Origin of the sequence: Rubinisphaera margarita, from assembly GCF_022267515.1 — a bacterium.
GTDB lineage: Bacteria > Planctomycetota > Planctomycetia > Planctomycetales > Planctomycetaceae > Rubinisphaera > Rubinisphaera margarita.
Genome location: NZ_JAKFGB010000012.1, coordinates 302,639 through 318,672, shown reverse-complemented (window position 1 = coordinate 318,672; position 16,034 = coordinate 302,639). Strand labels below are relative to the sequence as shown.

13 protein-coding genes and 1 tRNA gene are annotated in these 16,034 nt (G+C 57.4%); 8 read left to right on the top strand and 6 right to left on the bottom strand.

The window, feature by feature from the left end; genetic code table 11:
* Nucleotides 1-267: 267 nt before the first annotated feature.
* From L1A08_RS09825 to L1A08_RS09815, 3 genes are all read left to right on the top strand, one after another.
* On the top strand, nucleotides 268-2,541 hold the full coding sequence (locus L1A08_RS09825) for a c-type cytochrome domain-containing protein (RefSeq protein WP_238756169.1): 2,274 nt from the start codon (nucleotides 268-270) through the stop codon (nucleotides 2,539-2,541).
* A gap of 136 nt (nucleotides 2,542-2,677) precedes the next feature.
* On the top strand, nucleotides 2,678-3,241 hold the full coding sequence (locus L1A08_RS09820) for a glutathione peroxidase (RefSeq protein ID WP_238756167.1): 564 nt from the start codon (nucleotides 2,678-2,680) through the stop codon (nucleotides 3,239-3,241).
* A gap of 139 nt (nucleotides 3,242-3,380) precedes the next feature.
* Nucleotides 3,381-5,696, top strand: a complete 2,316-nt coding sequence (locus L1A08_RS09815; RefSeq protein ID WP_238756166.1) for a transglutaminase family protein — start codon at nucleotides 3,381-3,383, stop codon at nucleotides 5,694-5,696.
* A gap of 130 nt (nucleotides 5,697-5,826) precedes the next feature.
* On the opposite strand, the gene L1A08_RS22970 is transcribed toward L1A08_RS09815, so the two are convergent.
* The 3 genes from L1A08_RS22970 to L1A08_RS09805 all read right to left on the bottom strand — a co-directional run bounded on the left by L1A08_RS22970 (nucleotide 5,827) and on the right by L1A08_RS09805 (nucleotide 7,367).
* Entirely contained in the window at nucleotides 5,827-5,937 is a 111-nt protein-coding gene (locus L1A08_RS22970; RefSeq protein WP_390896855.1) for an FmdB family zinc ribbon protein, read from the bottom strand.
* A gap of 126 nt (nucleotides 5,938-6,063) precedes the next feature.
* Nucleotides 6,064-6,681: a hypothetical protein gene (locus L1A08_RS09810; protein ID WP_238756165.1), complete on the bottom strand. Its 618-nt coding sequence runs from the start codon at nucleotides 6,679-6,681 to the stop codon at nucleotides 6,064-6,066.
* Nucleotides 6,682-6,725: 44 nt separating this feature from the next.
* The gene (locus L1A08_RS09805; protein WP_238756164.1) at nucleotides 6,726-7,367 is read right to left on the bottom strand and encodes an RNA polymerase sigma factor; all 642 of its coding nucleotides are present in this window, start codon (nucleotides 7,365-7,367) and stop codon (nucleotides 6,726-6,728) included.
* A 183-nt stretch (nucleotides 7,368-7,550) separates the two neighbouring features.
* On the opposite strand from L1A08_RS09805, the gene L1A08_RS09800 reads away from it, so the two are divergent.
* The 3 genes from L1A08_RS09800 (at nucleotide 7,551) to L1A08_RS09790 (ending at nucleotide 10,715) form a co-directional block, all read left to right on the top strand.
* Nucleotides 7,551-7,636, top strand: a tRNA-Leu gene (locus L1A08_RS09800).
* Between the two features lie 181 nt (nucleotides 7,637-7,817).
* The gene (locus tag L1A08_RS09795; RefSeq protein ID WP_238756163.1) at nucleotides 7,818-9,275 is read left to right on the top strand and encodes a sulfatase; all 1,458 of its coding nucleotides are present in this window, start codon (nucleotides 7,818-7,820) and stop codon (nucleotides 9,273-9,275) included.
* A 24-nt stretch (nucleotides 9,276-9,299) separates the two neighbouring features.
* On the top strand, nucleotides 9,300-10,715 hold the full coding sequence (locus tag L1A08_RS09790) for a sulfatase-like hydrolase/transferase (protein WP_238756162.1): 1,416 nt from the start codon (nucleotides 9,300-9,302) through the stop codon (nucleotides 10,713-10,715).
* Here L1A08_RS09790 and L1A08_RS09785 read toward each other — a convergent pair whose 3' ends face one another.
* Complete coding sequence (locus tag L1A08_RS09785; protein WP_238756160.1) at nucleotides 10,716-11,486, bottom strand: hypothetical protein; 771 nt, start codon at nucleotides 11,484-11,486, stop codon at nucleotides 10,716-10,718. It abuts the gene before it with no gap.
* Nucleotides 11,487-12,103: 617 nt separating this feature from the next.
* On the opposite strand from L1A08_RS09785, the gene L1A08_RS09780 reads away from it, so the two are divergent.
* The gene (locus tag L1A08_RS09780; RefSeq protein ID WP_238756159.1) at nucleotides 12,104-12,946 is read left to right on the top strand and encodes a hypothetical protein; all 843 of its coding nucleotides are present in this window, start codon (nucleotides 12,104-12,106) and stop codon (nucleotides 12,944-12,946) included.
* An 89-nt stretch (nucleotides 12,947-13,035) separates the two neighbouring features.
* Here L1A08_RS09780 and L1A08_RS09775 read toward each other — a convergent pair whose 3' ends face one another.
* Together L1A08_RS09775 and recA are read right to left on the bottom strand one after the other, a co-directional pair.
* On the bottom strand, nucleotides 13,036-14,007 hold the full coding sequence (locus L1A08_RS09775; protein ID WP_238756157.1) for an alpha/beta hydrolase fold domain-containing protein: 972 nt from the start codon (nucleotides 14,005-14,007) through the stop codon (nucleotides 13,036-13,038).
* A 243-nt stretch (nucleotides 14,008-14,250) separates the two neighbouring features.
* On the bottom strand, nucleotides 14,251-15,345 hold the full coding sequence (recA, locus tag L1A08_RS09770; RefSeq protein WP_238756155.1) for a recombinase RecA: 1,095 nt from the start codon (nucleotides 15,343-15,345) through the stop codon (nucleotides 14,251-14,253).
* Between the two features lie 288 nt (nucleotides 15,346-15,633).
* Here recA and L1A08_RS09765 point away from each other — a divergent pair, with 288 nt between their 5' ends.
* On the top strand, nucleotides 15,634-16,014 hold the full coding sequence (locus tag L1A08_RS09765; protein ID WP_238756154.1) for a GlsB/YeaQ/YmgE family stress response membrane protein: 381 nt from the start codon (nucleotides 15,634-15,636) through the stop codon (nucleotides 16,012-16,014).
* Nucleotides 16,015-16,034 lie beyond the last annotated feature (20 nt).

Below are 16,034 nucleotides of genomic sequence, written 5' to 3'. Positions count from 1 at the left end.
CTGATCCGGTCGGTCGTGTCGTCTTACGGCACGACCGACTGATTTTGAAACCATACAACGACAAGCCGCTCTAATCGGTCCCTGAAGTCTGACTCGCCATTTTTGTTCTGATGAGCGGGACGCTCGTCGGCTCCCGCCTGCAGCAGAGTTCGATTTCTCGCCGATGCCAACGTGGTCTGAATCTCTCCAATAATCGCTCCGCGTCGAGCACATCCTCGGAACGTCCTCATGAAATTTCTCGCCTCCCCACAAGGCCTTGATCGTCCGATGAAGCCTCTCCTTCTCCTTGTGACCATTTTTGGTCTGGGATTCGGCTTTTCCGAAGTCCGTGCTGCGGACGAAGAAGAAAAACCGGCCAAGAAGATCACCTTTGATGACGACATCCTTCCGATCTTTCGCCAGCGTTGTGGTTCCTGTCACAACGGCAACGATCAGAAAGGTGGCCTCGTTCTCGACACCTATGTCGGCATGATGCAGGGGGGGGGATCCGGCGATGTGATCGAGCAGGGCGATGCCTCCTCGTCGTATCTCTACATGGTGATCGCGCATGAGTCCGAGCCTTTCATGCCGCCGAACCAGCCGAAGATGCCCGAAGCTGAACTCGCTCTGATCCGCGACTGGATCGACATGGGCGCTCTGGAAAACCAGGGCAGCAAAGTTGTCAAGAAGAAGAACGAGCTGGCGAAGATCGAGATCTCCACCGAACGTCCGGCAGACGCACCCGTCATGCCACCCGAATCGCTGACACTCGATCCGGTTCATGTTTACGGACACGCGAACAGCATCACCGCACTGGCGACCAGCCCGTGGGCTCCGCTGGCGGCGGTCTCCGGATTCGAACAGATCGTTCTGTATAACACGAGCACGGGCCTGCTGGCCGGCGTGTTGCCGTTCCCCGAAGGCGTGCCACAGATCCTGAAGTTCAGCCGCAACGGTCAGTTGCTGATGGCTGGCGGCGGTCGCGGCGGTGCATCGGGCAAAGTGATTGTCTTCGATATCAAGACCGGCAACCGCGTTGCAGAGATCGGCAATGAATACGACAGCGTTCTGGCCGCGGATATCAGTTCCGACCATGCTCTGGTCGCACTCTCGGGGCCAAAGCGTCTGATTCGTGTTCACTCCGTGCAGACCGGTGAGCTGCTTTACGAGAAGAAGAAGCATACCGACTGGGTTCTGGCCGTCGAGTTCTCTCCGGACGGTGTGCTGCTGGCGACTGCGGATCGCAGTAACGGCATGCAGCTTTGGGAATCGCTCACTGGAAACGAGTACCTGAGCCTGAAGGGGCACTCCGGGCCGATCACGGATGTCTCCTGGCGTCCAGACTCGAACATGCTCGGCAGCTGCAGCGAAGACGGAACGATTCGCCTTTGGGAGCTTAACAACGGAAACGAAGTAAAACGCTGGAACGCCCACGGCGGTGGGGTCTCGGCCATGGACTTTACCCGGGATGGCAACATCATTTCGATCGGTCGCGATCGTAAAGTGAAGCTGTGGCAACTTGACGGGAAAGAAATCAAGTCCTTCGGCGACTTCCGGGATCTGGGTCTTGAAGTGGCCTACGACGCTGAGAACAAGCGTGCTCTGGGCGGCGACTGGACGGGAGAGGTCCGCGTCTGGGATACAACCACCGGAACTCAGCTCTTCACTCTGGCTCCCAATCCGGCTGACCTGCCCCAGCAGTTGTCGCAGGTAACAGGCAATCTGGCTGAACAGAGCAAGAAACAGGAAGCTGCGACGAAGGAACTTGCCGCACTCAATGCCAAGATCGCCGCCCGCTCCCAGAGCGTAGAGGCAAAGAAGAAAGAAATCGCCGGCCAGGAAGTGGCCTTGAAGACTGCTAACGAGCAGAAAGCGGCTGCCCAGAAGAAAGTGGACACAGCGAAGGCCGCGCTGACGAAAGCCAATGCCGATGTGGCCAAGCTTTCCGGCAATCGCGATCAACTCGCTAAAACTCTGGCTGCCGAACAGAAGGATGTCGCGGCGAAGAAAGATGCGATCGACAAGGCAACAGTTGCCAAGCAGGCGGCCGATAAGAAAGTGACCGACACTACCGCCCAGATCCAGGAGCTGGAAAAGCAGGGCGAGTCCGCTCAGGATGCACTGGCTCAGGCGAAAGCCGCTCTGGCGGAAGCCCAGAAAGCAGCCGAAGCCGCGAATCAGACGCTCGCAGCTGCCAATCAGGCTCATCAGGCCGCTGTGGCGAAAGTCCAGGCCACTCAGAAGAGCCAGCAGGAAAACGCACCGGCACTGGCCGCTGCTCAAAAGTCCGCTGGCGAACAAACAGCGGCCGTCAAGACTGCAGAGCAGGAGGTCAACACGGCTAACGCCAGTATCGCCAAGCTGAATCAGAGCGTTCCCGCGCTGAAGAAGCAACTGGCCGAGATGGAGAAGGCCGCCCCGGTAACGGAGGACGAGAAGAAGAAGCAGGCCGAACTGGCTGCAGCAGCCAAACAGGCTGAGCAATTGGTGGCAGTCCTCAAGGCTCACCACCAGCGCGTCGAAAAGCAGATGGCGGGAGCTCAGCAGGCCTCAGCCAACTAATCTGCTGGTTGTCCTGTTGAGTCACACGACTAGAATCAATCGTCGAAATGGCAGCCGTCTGTTCTCAAGGCAGGTCGCTGCTCCGCGAAGGTCCCCATTCATTCGCCCGGCTCTGGTCCGGAAGGAAAAGCTACCGATGAAGTACAGTCTGCTGATGCTCGCCGCCGTTGCGACGGTTTTTTCTGCGTCGCCTGTTTCCGCGAAAGCTCCCGAAAGCCCACTCAGTTATGAAGTCACGTCGCTGAGCGGCGAAAAGGTCGACCTTTCCAAGTACAAAGGGAAGGTCGTGATGATCGTCAACGTCGCAAGCCGCTGCGGAGCCACTCCGCAGTACGAAACGCTTCAGCAGCTCCACGAAATGTACAGCGATAAAGGTCTGGTCATTCTCGGCTTCCCGTGCAATCAGTTCGGAAAGCAGGAGCCAGGCACGGCTGCTCAGATTCAGGAGTTCTGCACGTCGAACTACGGCGTGACGTTCGATATGTTCTCCAAGATCGACGTGAATGGCGACGATGCTTCGCCGCTCTACAAGCATCTGACTTCGGAAGAAGCCAGCCCGGAACACGCGGGTGATATCCGCTGGAACTTTGAGAAGTTCCTGATCGGGAAAGACGGCAAAGTGGTGGCTCGATTCCGGACAGGCGTGCAGCCAAACTCGGATCAGGTGATCGCCACCATCGAACGAGAACTGAAGAAGTAAGCCGGAGAATCGCCTCCGCTCACTCAAGCCAGCCGATCCCCCGGGCTGGCTTTTTTCATGGCGGCGATTGAAAATGGGAAGCGCGCGTTCCGCCCTTTTCGCAAAGACTGTTCCTGTTTAACAGGGGTCTGGACTGATTATGTCACAGTATCGTTATTACGGCCAATCTCTGCTTTTGCTTCTCGCTCTCTGCCTGACGCTGCCCCCAGGCCTACTTCAGGCGGAAGACAACACCGAAGCGCAGCCGGTCGAGGCAGCCGAGCAACGGTCGTTCAAAGCGATTGCCGAAGAGTATCGCGGGTCGATCGTGACAATCACCCATCTCGATCGCAACGGCGAACAACTCGGCATGGGAACCGGATTCGTGATCGACGAGCAGGGTTTGATCGCGACCAATCGGCACGTGCTTGGAGAGGCTCGCCCCATCGAGATCGAGTTCGCTGACGGCTCAAGCTATGACATCGAATCAATCTACGCCAGCGATGAACTGGCCGACCTCGCCATTCTCAAAGTCGCTCCGGAATCACTGAAGGGCCAGAAGCTGAAACCGTTACGACTTGGCAAGACAGTCGAGCAGGGCGACGACGTCGCGGCGATTGGACATCCCCGCGGCTACCGGAATTCACTGGTCACGGGAATTGTTTCCGGAACCGAAGAGATTAACGGACGCGAACTGATTCAGGTCTCGATGCCAATCGACCACGGAAACAGCGGGGGCCCGTTATTGAATCAACAGGGGGAGGTCATCGGCGTGATCACCTACAAGAGCGCCTCCTCGAACAGCATCGGCTTCGCGATGCCGATCTCGGAATTGCAGTCGATTCTGGAGAAGCCGAATCCTGTCACACTCGCTCGCTGGACGACGATTGGCCGCCTCAATCCGAAACACTGGCAGGAACACATGGGGGCCAGCTGGACACAACGGGCAGGACGGATTCTCGTCTCAGGCACGGGCTCCGGATTTGGGGGACGTTCGGTCTGTCTGTCGCAAACAGAACCGCCTTCGGTGACGAAGTATGAGGTCCGCGTCCTGGTGAAACTCGGCGACGAATCCGGAGCAGCCGGGTTGATCTTCGACGCTGAGGACCGCGACCACCAGTTCGGGTTCTACCCAAGTGGAGGGAACCTGCGTCTGACGAGGTTTGCCGGCCCCTCGGTTTACAACTGGCAGATTCTGGAAGAGATCTCGACGCCGGCTTATCGTCCCGGCGAGTGGAACGAGCTACTTGTCTCGATCGATGACTATCACGTCCGCTGTTTCTGCAATGAGCAACTGGTTGCCGAAATGCGGAATCGGACACCTGCTGAGAATATCCACGTTGGGCTGGCCAAGTTTCGCGACACCTCCGCCGAGTTCCGCGGCTTCGAGGTTGGAGAATCCCTTCAGGAATCGGGGCTTGAACCTGAAGTGCGGGCAGAGCTTCTCAGCCTGGTTGAGAAGACGACCACAGGCGAGCTGACTGCTCCGAAAACGCTGCGGCGGATCCGGGAAATGCCTGTTGGTGTGCAGAGCGAACTCGACCAGTTGGCCGAAGAGCTCGAGCAGCGAGCGAGGGAACTTCGTAAGCTTCGCCGGCGAAATCATGAGATGCAGGTCTCGGAACAGATTCTCTCCGAGCTGGAGGAAGCTGACGCCGATGTGGTCACCCTCGGTTTGCTGCTGGCCCGTTACGACAATGCGGAAATCGATGTCGACAGCTATCTTCAGTCCGTTGAGTCGATGGTGAACGACGTTCGCGAACTGGCGGAAGATTCCGATGGGGATGAGGTCGCGAAACGGCAACTGCTCGATCGATACCTGTTCGAGGAAAGCGGATTCCACGGCAGCCGGACCAATTATTATCACAAGTCCAACAGCTACCTCAGCGAGGTGATTGATGATCGTGAAGGACTTCCGATCACCCTTTCCTCACTCTACATCGGCATGGCGGAACGGTTGGGGCTCGACGTTCGCGGCATCGGTCTGCCGGGGCATTTTGTCGTCAGACAGTTCGTCGATGGCGAGCCGGGGGACCTGCTCGATGTCTTCGACCGAGGTCAGAAACTGGGGCTGATCGATGCCATCTCCCGAGTCGAAGGAGAACATCAGCTTCCGTGGAACGAGAAGTATCTTGAACCTCAGTCCGAACGACAGATCCTGGTTCGGATGATCCGCAACCTTCAGGGAATCTCCGAACAGGAGCAGGACTATTCGGGGGTCTTGCGCTACCTGAATCTGCTCGTCGCGGTCGATACGGACAACGAGCTCGAACACCGTTATCTCCGGTGCCTGATCGCCATACGAGAACGGGAATCGGCGACCGCCGGTGACGATCTGGCATGGCTAAAGACCAATGGGAGCGAGACCATTCCCGCCGCTCGGCTGGAAGAACTGGAAGCATTCTCGGCTCGCTGGCTCGGTGGAAACGAAGAATCGCCAGCAGGAGAACCAGCTGGCGATTCGAATTCGAAATAATTGCAGACCGTGAGCGAGCTATTGCGGCAGACGGCTACAATGCGGATTGCAGGGCGGGGCGTCCGAAGGGGGACAGCCACCGGCCATGGGCAACTGGTTCACACGAGCCGTGGGAACGCTCAGCAGCTTTTCAAGTGTCCTGGTTCCACAGGTGGGTGGGACACTCCGCATCGCCGGAAGTCCGCACCAGGAGTTCGAACTCTGAATCGCAATCCGAACAGCGATACTCAAACAGTGGCATTTTGATTATTCCGTAGATGTCTCTATCAAACCGGGAACGAATCGCTCGACCGTATGTCCGCGAGTTAATCCTCCCCAAAACACAGGGGGGGACACAAAGGACAGCTACGCCATCAGGGGAACAGCTCTACGGACGCAGCGATTTGTAGTGCTCGCGAAATCGAAGCAGATCTTCGCTCATCTTATCAAGAAATACTTCCCGCTCCAGTTCCTCGGCTCTGTTGAAGGGGGAAGAATTCTCCTCCCAGGACGGGGTGGCCAATGGCGAGGACATCATCGCACCATCGATCAGAGAAACTCCGCCGTCGAAGCCTGAATGGGCGGACTGCTGGACTGGCATCAATGGCAATGTCATCCCCTGCGTGCCGCGGGCACTGGTGGTCTGGTAGATTCGATTGCCCGTCGGCCGACTGTCGAGAAAGACGACCGCCAGCACCAGGCAGGCCGCAGTCATGGAGAAGACCGGAACCAGTTGACGTTTCAAGTCCTGCATCGCATTCGAGCGAACCCGCTTCTCGGGCAGCCGCTTCGACAGCGAATTCCACAGAGAACACCGGAGATGAGGGACTTCCTCCTCATGAACATGATTGATCGCCGCCATCGACTGGCAGAGACCGCGAAAATACTCGCGACACTGCGGACAGCTGGACACGCTGCGGCGAAGATGTTCCGGCAGATCCCCCACCGCATCTCGGCCGACCAGCAAAGCCAGCTGCTGCCGGTTTTCAACGCAATGACAACTCATAATCGCACCTGATACTTTACTGTTTCCTGAATCGTCTCTCGAACCTATTCGGAGTCCGACTCATCCTGAGTTTCCATTTCGGATCCGTTTGCCGGATCCCCCATCCGCTTGATCCAGGCCACCTTGAATCGGTTGCGAGCCTCGGCCAGTCGCCAGCGGATTGTGGCTTCCTTACGACCAATAATGGCCGCAATTTCTGCCGTCGAAAAATTTTCCAGATCGCGAAGCACAAGCACCGAGCGGTATTTCTCAGGTAACTCCTGCATGACGCGACTGACCTCTTCATTGATATCGAGATTATCCCGGGGGTCGCTTGTGCCGGGATTCAGTGGCTGGTCGGGATTCACCTCACTGAACAGGGACGTCCAGCCACGGCGTTTGCGTTTCCGCAGATAATCCAGCGTGAGATTCACGCCAATTCGGAATAACCACGGACCGAACCGCCGAGAAAGATCAAACTGATCCAGATTCTCATAAGCCCGGATGAACGCTTCCTGAGCCAGATCCTCGGCCAGACTGTCATCGCGAACGAATCGATAGATCACCCGGTAGAGGCGACTTTCATAGCGTTCGACAAGAAGACGGAACGAATCCTGATCGCCGCGGCGGACGTCTTCGACGAGCCTCGCGTCGCTGACCGAAGAAGTTCGGTCTTCGAGCAGAATTTCCGTGTCAGATTGAGACATACCGCTGAACATTTCCTGTGGTTTGGTGTCACTTAATCATACGTATTTGAGGGCGTTCTGTTGGGAGTTTCTTGCAGGATCGATAAAATCCTGCGTCGAAAAGTCGTGGTCGCGTTGAACTTTGGCCGTCGAGAGTTGATTCGATGCCCAGTCCGCGATAAAGTTCGCCTGTCCAAAGTGCCTGCCCAGATGGCGGAATTGGCAGACGCGCCAGGTTGAGGGCCTGGTGGGGTTAATACCCCGTGGAGGTTCGAATCCTCTTCTGGGCACTTTGACTTTCTTTCGTGGACCCCAGACGTTCAGCGTCTGACTGCTTTGGGTCCACCGGCGTACGATCTCGGCCGCCACTTGTTTTCCCATCAGCAATCACTTATACCTGCGTTCATCGCAGGAGCTGATGCCGGCTTCCCCCCCGCAGGCCATGTCAACAAGAGAGCTGAGGAGTCCCGGATGATTCGCCGTCTGATCGCGCTGGCGCTGTTATTCATTGTTGCCCAAACGCCTTCCGCCAGGGCGGAGGACTCGCGCCCGAACGTTCTATTCATCATCTGTGACGACCTGAACTGCGACCTGGGCTGCTACGGAGACGATCGCGTCGAATCGCCGAATATTGACCGACTGGCGGAGCAGGGGGTGCGTTTCGATCGGGCTTATTGTCAGTTCGCTCTGTGTGGACCGAGCCGCGCTTCGTTCATGACGGGCCTGTACCCCGACCAGACGCTGGTGAAGCGGAACGCGATTTACATCCGGGAGCATCTTCCGAATGTGAAGACGATGTCTCAGATGTTTCGTGACGCCGGGTATCTGGCGACTCGAATCGGCAAAATCTACCACTACAACGTGCCGCTGCACATCGGAACCAGCGGACATGATGATCCGTATTCCTGGGACATTACGGTCAATCCGCGCGGGAGGGACGTGATCGAACAGGACAGGATCTTCAGCCTGGTCCCCGGCAGTTACGGAGGCACCCTGAGCTGGTTGTCCGCCGATGGGACCGATCAGGAACAGACGGATGGAATCGCCGCTGATGAAGCGATCGAGCGGCTGAAGGGATACAGGAAGTCGAAGCAGAGCTTCTTCATGGCTGTAGGGCTTTATCGTCCGCACACGCCGTACGTGGCGCCTCACGACTATTTCCGGAAGTATCCGGCGGACAAAATCGAAGTTCCCAAAGTCCCGGCCGGCTATCTGGACACGATCCCGCAACCGGCAGTGAAATCGATTCGAGCCAAGAAACATCAGGTTGATCTCGACGATGACCTCGCACGGCAGGCGATTCAGGCCTATCACGCGACCATCACGTTTGCGGATGCTCAGGTGGGGCGCATTCTGGATGCCTTGAAGATAACGGGGCTGGACCAGAATACGGTCGTCGTGTTCACCTCGGATCACGGATATCACATGGGCGAGCATGGCCATTGGCAGAAATCGACACTGTTCGAAAATGCGACCCGCGTTCCACTGATTATCGCCGGGCCCGGGGTCGAGGACCGTGGCGGCGTGGCGAGAGAACCGGTCGAAATGGTCGACTTCTACCCCACGCTGGCCGACCTGTGTGGCCTCAAGGCTCCCGGAACCGTTCAGGGAGACAGCCTCGCGGGAATTCTGAACGATGCCGCCAGCGAACAGCCCTCCTCAGCACTTAGTCACTTCGGCAACGGCTACAGCATCCGCACGGCCCGCTATCGATACACGGAGTGGGGAGAAAACGGAGCCGACGGCAAAGAGCTGTACGACCATGAGTCCGATCCCGAAGAAATGAAGAACCTGGCCAACAATGAAGCCTCACGTGACATTATGAGCCGGCTCGCGGAACAGCTGCACGAACGAATTCATGCCGCCCAGGAGCAGCCGAAGGGGTTGACGCAGATCCCGTTCGAAAATCGTCGACGGGTCAAGAAATAGGTTCTCCGAAACCAGGGAAGCTTCATGCGTGCCATCGCGATACTCTGCTGTCTGTCAGCCCTCTGTCCCGACTCGGCTCTTCGGGCAACGGAACAGCGGCCCAACGTTATCGTCTTTCTGGCGGATGATCTGGGTTACGCGGAGTCCGCCTGGCGAAGCGAGTTCGATTTTCCGACACCCGCCATTGAATCCATCCGACGAAACGGTGTCTGCTTGACATCCGGCTATGTCACCGCGTCTTATTGCAGCCCCTCCCGGGCAGCGTTGATGACCGGTCGTTACCAGTCGCGATTCGGTTACGAGAAGAACCCGGTCGGTGCGGCGAATGAAGATCCTGACGTCGGTCTTCCGGTGAGTGAAAAGACGCTCGCCCAGTACTTCAAGGATGCCGGCTACAAGACGGCTCTGGTCGGGAAATGGCATCTCGGAGGAACGGCTCGATTCCATCCCCAGCGGCGAGGCTTCGACGAGTTCTTCGGTTTCCTCCACGAGGGACACTATTATGTGCCACCCCCGTTCGAAGGCGTCTCGACCATGTTGCGAGTGAAGCGACTGCCAGATGGCTCGGAGGGACGCGTCACAATCGGATCAACGACCTTCTCGACACATATGGGGAACGCTGAACCGGCCTACGATGCCAACAACCCGATCCTCAGAAGCAGCCAGCCGGTCGAAGAAGCCGCGTACTTCACCGATGCGATCACCCGGGAAGCCTGCGGTTTTATCGAACGTTCCCGGGATCAACCGTTCTTCCTGTATGTGGCTTACAATGCCGTCCACAGTCCACTCCAGGGGGCTGAGTCTTACATGCGGAAGTTCCGCCACATCGAAGACATCCAGCGTCGCATCTTTGCCGCGATGCTGGCCAACATGGATGACAGCATGGCCGAGGTCCTGAAGGTTCTCCAGAAGAATGGCCTCAATGACAACACGCTGATTGTATTCCTCAGTGATAACGGGGGTCCGACACGGGAGTTGACTTCGAGCAATGCCCCGCTGCGGGGAGAGAAGGGGGATCTGTACGAGGGCGGTATCCGTGTGCCATTCCTCATGCAGTGGAACGGCCGTCTCCCGGCTGGTTCTCAGTTCGATGAACCTGTCTGTGCAACGGATATCCTTCCGACGACTCTGGCCGCAGCCGGGATCGTTGCTCCAGCCGGTCGATCCGATGGCGTGAATCTGCTGCCGTTTCTCACTGATGAGGAATCGAATCCGCCGCACGACGAACTGTTCTGGCGACAGAATCAGAAAGCCGCATTGAGGAAGGGCGATTGGAAGCTCGTTAATAACAGCCGGAAACGGAACGAGCCGCAGTGGGAGCTGTTCAATCTGAGCAACGATACCTCAGAAACGCACGATCTGGCCCGCCGGGAACCAGAACGTTTGCAGATGTTGATCGAGCGGTGGGAAGAGATTGCGGCGGAGATGCCACCGCAGTGATCAGGACTTCGATCGGCTTGTCACAGGTCGATCGAGTGCTTCAGCAGTCCGGCCATTTTTCGACAGTAGAGTGTCGGGTGCTTTTCGACCGAACGCTGACAGTCGCCCCTCGTTGTAAACTTGAAGCATGAGTTCCTCGAGACGCGGCTCGTTCGTCCAGCGTTTCGACACTCGGTCGTTGTCGATCTCGACGCGCACGAGAGCTTCACCGCGTGGCCGTTCCTGCTTCTGGAAGAACCCTCGATGGGACAGTTCCGCCAGCAGAATATCAATCTCTTCCTTAGGCAGATCGAGCTCCCAGATCTCTTCACCATGAGAAACTGGCGGCGTTCGACTTTCTCCAAAACCAAGCAGGCGCCCCGGCGTATCTCGGGCGGAGGCGAGGAGTCCGGCGACATGCCGTTGCAACGGGAACGCCGAATCGTCGTCATTCGAAGCCATGGGCGAGTGCCGGGTGATGATAAGCCGGGCGAGCCCCTTTTCCGCATTGCCACTGGGGTGCGGATAGATCAATTGAAACCGGGCCCGGGACCAGCGTTCCTCAGCGAAGCGCTCGTCGCTGGCTGGCTTCCCGTCAATCAGAGAGCCGGACACCGTGCGAATTGGACCGGGAATCAGTGATTTGGATCGCGGGGCGGTATCTGTCTCATAGCTGAGCGAGAAGTCTTCGTACTCCGCCAGCGACGTGCCCGGCGTCTCGTCGATTTGACCAATCGTCATCCTGGAGTGCTGGCAGCCCACGGCCTGGACCAGTCCCCCAAGGACAATCATCGAAGCAATGCTTCGGTAGAAACGATCAGTTGCAGGAAACCTGAAAAACATTTGGCCCAACTTCATCCCGTATCGTAACTTGAGGCAGCTGGAAGAGATCCACTGCGCGGACTCCCGGCGACAAGCTCGACACGGAAGTCGGTTTCGGAGCCACGAATCCGTCAATTCGGCTCCTGTTTTGTTCATCGGGTGCCGTCCCCCCAGCTGAAACAGACGGTACCGTCGCAGCATTCGGTATCGTCCAGAAACACAGACGAATCAAGGAAATCGCTGCATTCCGACCAATCGGACTGGATCGCGGTCCGGTCAGGTAAACCTCGTTACCAGCTTCGGGAAAGAAGTGCTCATCCGTCCGGTAACGCAAGGGGATCGCGCCGAGTCCGGTAATCGACAACTGGTTCGGGTTTCTGCTGTTACATTCCGCAGCGACGCTCAAAAGTTTCCCGCAAAACCAGATTCGGGAAAAACTTTTCATTGTATGCACTGAAGAATGCACGATAGCATTAGGGAAGGGTCGCGCAAAACTTCCCGCTGTACGTCTGCCTTCAATCTCTGCGGACGTGGTCATCGCGACGATGTCAGTCCCGCTGGTTCTCGATCACCGCGAGGTTTTTCTCATGATGTTGCTGAATTCAATGAAATCCCGATTCTCACTGGCAGCCGCGCTCTGCGTCGCGTTCGGGGCCATGTCCCTGGCGCAGGCTGGCAAGCTGAGTCAGCAGCCAATCCGGAAGCTTTCCTACGATCCAGACGCCGAAAAGGTCGAGCTGTTTGCTGGTATCGAAGAGGAAACCATCGCTTACACGATGATCATGAAAGACTCGAAGGACGGCACGCTGTTCCTCGAGAACAAGACCGACCAGCCGGTTTCGGTTCAGATGCCAGCGGCACTGGTCGGCGTTCAGATCCTTCCGCAGTTCGATGACGGACTCGGCGGAGGACTCGGTGACGGCGGTGGCGGTGGTGGCGGACAGCAGGCGGTCGGCGGTGGGGGACAGACTGGCTTTGGCGGTGGTTTCGACGCGGGCGGCGGGGGAGGGGGAGGATTCTTTTCCATTCCGGCCCAGAAGATGATCGCCATTCCGCTGAATACGGTTTGCCTCGAACATGGCAAGAAGGAACCGACTCCTCGAGCCGATTACAAACTCGTCCGCCCGGAAGAATTCTCCGACGACGAATCACTGCATCAGCTGCTCGCTCTGATCGGCACCGGTCGGGTGAATAAAGACGTCGCTCAGGCAGCCGCCTGGAATATCAGCAGCGGCATGAGCTGGCGCGACCTGGCCACCAAGACAGAAAACAACTACGGACCGGCTGGTCCCCGTCGCGTCTTCAGCAACGGACACCTGCTGGCTGCACAGAACCTCGTGGCCCTGGCCACTGCGAAGGCTCGGGAAAACGAGTCTGCGACCCCAGCCGCTGAAACGACGGCTCCGTCTCGCGTCAATCGCGAGCGGTAGGCGGAAACGCACTGCTGAAAACCGAAAACTCCGCGGAAGACTCACTCTTCCACGGAGTTTTTTTCTTTTGGGACGAGCAATCCCCTCAGCTATTTTGCTTTGAGAATCCTGTCGAAGAACTTCAGAACGTTCTCCTGGATCTCTGGCGTGTGAAATGGTCCATGGCCACCACCGGCAACGACGATCAATTCGACCGGGACGCCTGTCTCTTCGAGCCGCCTTTCGAGAACCTGACTCTGCCCCAGGGGCACCACCGGATCCTTGTCTCCGTGATAGATGAGGAAAGGAGGATCCTCGGCAGAGATATAAGTCAGAGGAGAGGCGGCCCGAGCCTGATCCAGAGTTTGAGTCGGAACGCCTCCCAGCAGTTTCGCTTCCGGAGAGCCTGGCGCATTGTGCCGGAGGCGTGATTTTACGTTGCTTTCATCCATCGTCAGGAAATCCGTGGGGCCGTAGAAGTCACAGACAGCCTGCACGGCTCCGTTTCCAAAAGTCACACCGAGATCGCCTTCGGTCTTCGGGGCATCTCCGGTCGTTCCGAGCAGGGCCACGAGATGGCCACCAGCCGAGGATCCCCATACACCGATCCGATCGGCATCGATGTGATACTTGTCTGCATTCGCCTTCAGAAAGCGAATGGCCGCTTTGCAGTCATGCAACTGGGCAGGGAAGATCGCGTGGCCGCTCAGCCGATAGTTGATGCTGGCGACGACATAGCCATGATCGAGGAGATACTGAATCGGGCAACGATCTTTGCTTCCATTCTGCCATCCGCCTCCGTGAATCCAGACCACGACCGGATTCTTGCCTTCGATTCCCTCAGGCACATAGACATCGAGCGTCTGTCGTTCGTGGCCGCCTTTCACGTAAGCGACATTCCGAAATTCTTCGACCGCCCGTTCGGACTGTCTCTGACGACTCTGCGGGCCCGGCTGGCGAGCCGCCTGAATCTCCTCTCGGGTCACTACCCCATCCTTATTGGCATCGGCTCGCTGGAAAAAGGGTCGCATCTGCTCGGGGATCTCATCGAGCTGCAGTTTTCCGTCCCGATTTCTGTCCATTTCCCGCAACGTCGGCCGGTTGCCGCTGGCGTTATCTGGTTGAGCGGACAGAGTCGTCGCACTGAGGGTCAGAAAAAAAGTGGTGACAAATCGTCTTACATATGGGGACTGCGGCAAAACCATGAATACTCCTGGTGCGTAAAAAACGGCAAAGCGGGGTCGTTCGTTCTTCGCATTAAACACCAGGAGCGGCGGATTTGCCTCGCTGAGAATCGGCAAATCCGGCTGGCAACTCGGGGATTGCTATTCTTCTGCCTCGACGGTCGCTTCCTCTTCCACCTCCGCTCCGGTGATTGCAGCCGCTTCAAAGCCCTTCTTGTCCAGGATCTTCTGCCGCAATTCAGTGGTGATGTCCGGATTCTCGACGAGGAATAAGCGCGCTTTCTCCCGTCCCTGTCCAAGTCGGGTCGAACCATAACTGAACCAGCTGCCCGATCGCTCGATGACTCGCTCACCCACCGCGAGATCAAGAATATCCGCTTCGTAGCTAATGCCACAGGTGTTGAGCATGTCGAACTCGGCCACTCGGAAGGGAGGGGCGACCTTGTTCTTCACGATCTTCGCTTTCATGCGAATTCCGGTCGTTTCTTCTCCCTCTTTCAACGTGCTGATCTTGCGAACGTCGATGCGGCAGGAGCAGTAGAACTTGAGGGCACGTCCGCCGGGAGTCGTTTCCGGACTACCGAACATCACGCCAATCTTCTCGCGGATCTGGTTGATGAAGACGACCGTGGTCTTCGCTTTGGCGATTGCACCGGTCAGTTTCCGCATCGCCTGGCTCATCATGCGAGCCTGCAGGCCGACGTGCGTATCGCCAATCTCGCCATCCAGTTCGGCCTTCGGAACCAGGGCTGCGACCGAGTCGACAACAATGATATCGACCGCATTCGACTTGATGAGCATCTCGGCGATCTGCAGACCTTCTTCCCCATAGGAGGGCTGGCTGACCAGCAGGTCTTCCAGATTCACGCCGAGACGTTTCGCCCAGGAAGGATCCAGAGCGTGCTCGGCGTCAACGAAGGCGGCTACGCCCCCCTGTTTCTGGGCACTGGCGATCGCGTGCAGTGCGAGCGTCGTTTTCCCGCTCGATTCCGGACCGAACAGTTCGATGATTCGGCCACGCGGATAGCCTTTTCCGCCGAGCGCCAGGTCCAGTGAAAGGGCTCCCGAGGGAATTCCTTTCACATCATCCACGGCATTCTCGGAAAGGCGCATGATCGAGCCTTTTCCAAATGCCTTTTCGATCTGTCCCAGAGCATTATCGAGAACTTTACCGGGACTGCCATTGTCCGAGGACGACGACGAAGACGAGTTATTCCGTGAGCGTGCTTTGGCCATTAACCAATCCTTTGTGTATGGATTAAGGAAAAATCCCGATATATACACGCGTATAATACGCGGCAGCAGTCAGATTTTCAACAAAGTTCAGATCGAAACGAACCGATCTTAACCACAGGTCCGCAGCCTCGCGGCTCCTTCGATACAGCTGCGCGACGCAAACTTGTGCTGGCTTATTGAGAATGCCAGGTTCACGCATTTTATCCGCGTGAGCTGATGGACTCCATGTCCAGAGAGAAAGAATCCACGGGCGGGACGCGTTCAACGACGCCGATCAGGGGTGCCAAGATGACACAAGACCAGATCATGACCATCGCTGAACAGGCCGCCAACGAGATGCTGCTCTGGGTCGGCTTCGGGACCCTGGTGGGACTGGCAGCCAAGGCAGTGATGCCGGGTCGCGATCCTGGTGGAGCCGTTTCGACGATGATCATGGGAATTGGCGGAAGCGTCATCGGCTGCGGTGTGCTCGCCTTTTTCTGGGAAGGCCTGGTGATCTCCCCGGTTTCCATTGTTGGGTCGGTCGTGTCGACTGCCGGTGCCTTTACCTTGCTCTTCTTCTACAAACTTCTATCCGGCAGCTTCTTCGCGGAAGCCGAGGATGGCGATTACTTCCTTCATCGCTATCGCCGCAATCGCCGTCGTCGCAGAATGGTCCGCGGCACCTGAGGCAATTGCCGCTCGCTGAA

What these genes read in the sequence shown, in the direction of transcription:
- recA (WP_238756155.1), bottom strand. Translation starts at nt 15,345, where the DNA reads ATGGCCAAAGCACGCTCACGGAATAACTCGTCTTCGTCGTCGTCCTCG.
- L1A08_RS09780 (WP_238756159.1), top strand. Translation starts at nt 12,104, where the DNA reads ATGATGTTGCTGAATTCAATGAAATCCCGATTCTCACTGGCAGCCGCG.
- L1A08_RS22970 (WP_390896855.1), bottom strand. Translation starts at nt 5,937, where the DNA reads ATGCCACTGTTTGAGTATCGCTGTTCGGATTGCGATTCAGAGTTCGAA.
- L1A08_RS09790 (WP_238756162.1), top strand. Translation starts at nt 9,300, where the DNA reads ATGCGTGCCATCGCGATACTCTGCTGTCTGTCAGCCCTCTGTCCCGAC.
- L1A08_RS09775 (WP_238756157.1), bottom strand. Translation starts at nt 14,007, where the DNA reads ATGGACAGAAATCGGGACGGAAAACTGCAGCTCGATGAGATCCCCGAG.
- L1A08_RS09815 (WP_238756166.1), top strand. Translation starts at nt 3,381, where the DNA reads ATGTCACAGTATCGTTATTACGGCCAATCTCTGCTTTTGCTTCTCGCT.
- L1A08_RS09785 (WP_238756160.1), bottom strand. Translation starts at nt 11,486, where the DNA reads ATGATTGTCCTTGGGGGACTGGTCCAGGCCGTGGGCTGCCAGCACTCC.
- L1A08_RS09810 (WP_238756165.1), bottom strand. Translation starts at nt 6,681, where the DNA reads ATGAGTTGTCATTGCGTTGAAAACCGGCAGCAGCTGGCTTTGCTGGTC.
- L1A08_RS09765 (WP_238756154.1), top strand. Translation starts at nt 15,634, where the DNA reads ATGACACAAGACCAGATCATGACCATCGCTGAACAGGCCGCCAACGAG.
- L1A08_RS09820 (WP_238756167.1), top strand. Translation starts at nt 2,678, where the DNA reads ATGAAGTACAGTCTGCTGATGCTCGCCGCCGTTGCGACGGTTTTTTCT.
- L1A08_RS09805 (WP_238756164.1), bottom strand. Translation starts at nt 7,367, where the DNA reads ATGTCTCAATCTGACACGGAAATTCTGCTCGAAGACCGAACTTCTTCG.
- L1A08_RS09825 (WP_238756169.1), top strand. Translation starts at nt 268, where the DNA reads ATGAAGCCTCTCCTTCTCCTTGTGACCATTTTTGGTCTGGGATTCGGC.
- L1A08_RS09795 (WP_238756163.1), top strand. Translation starts at nt 7,818, where the DNA reads ATGATTCGCCGTCTGATCGCGCTGGCGCTGTTATTCATTGTTGCCCAA.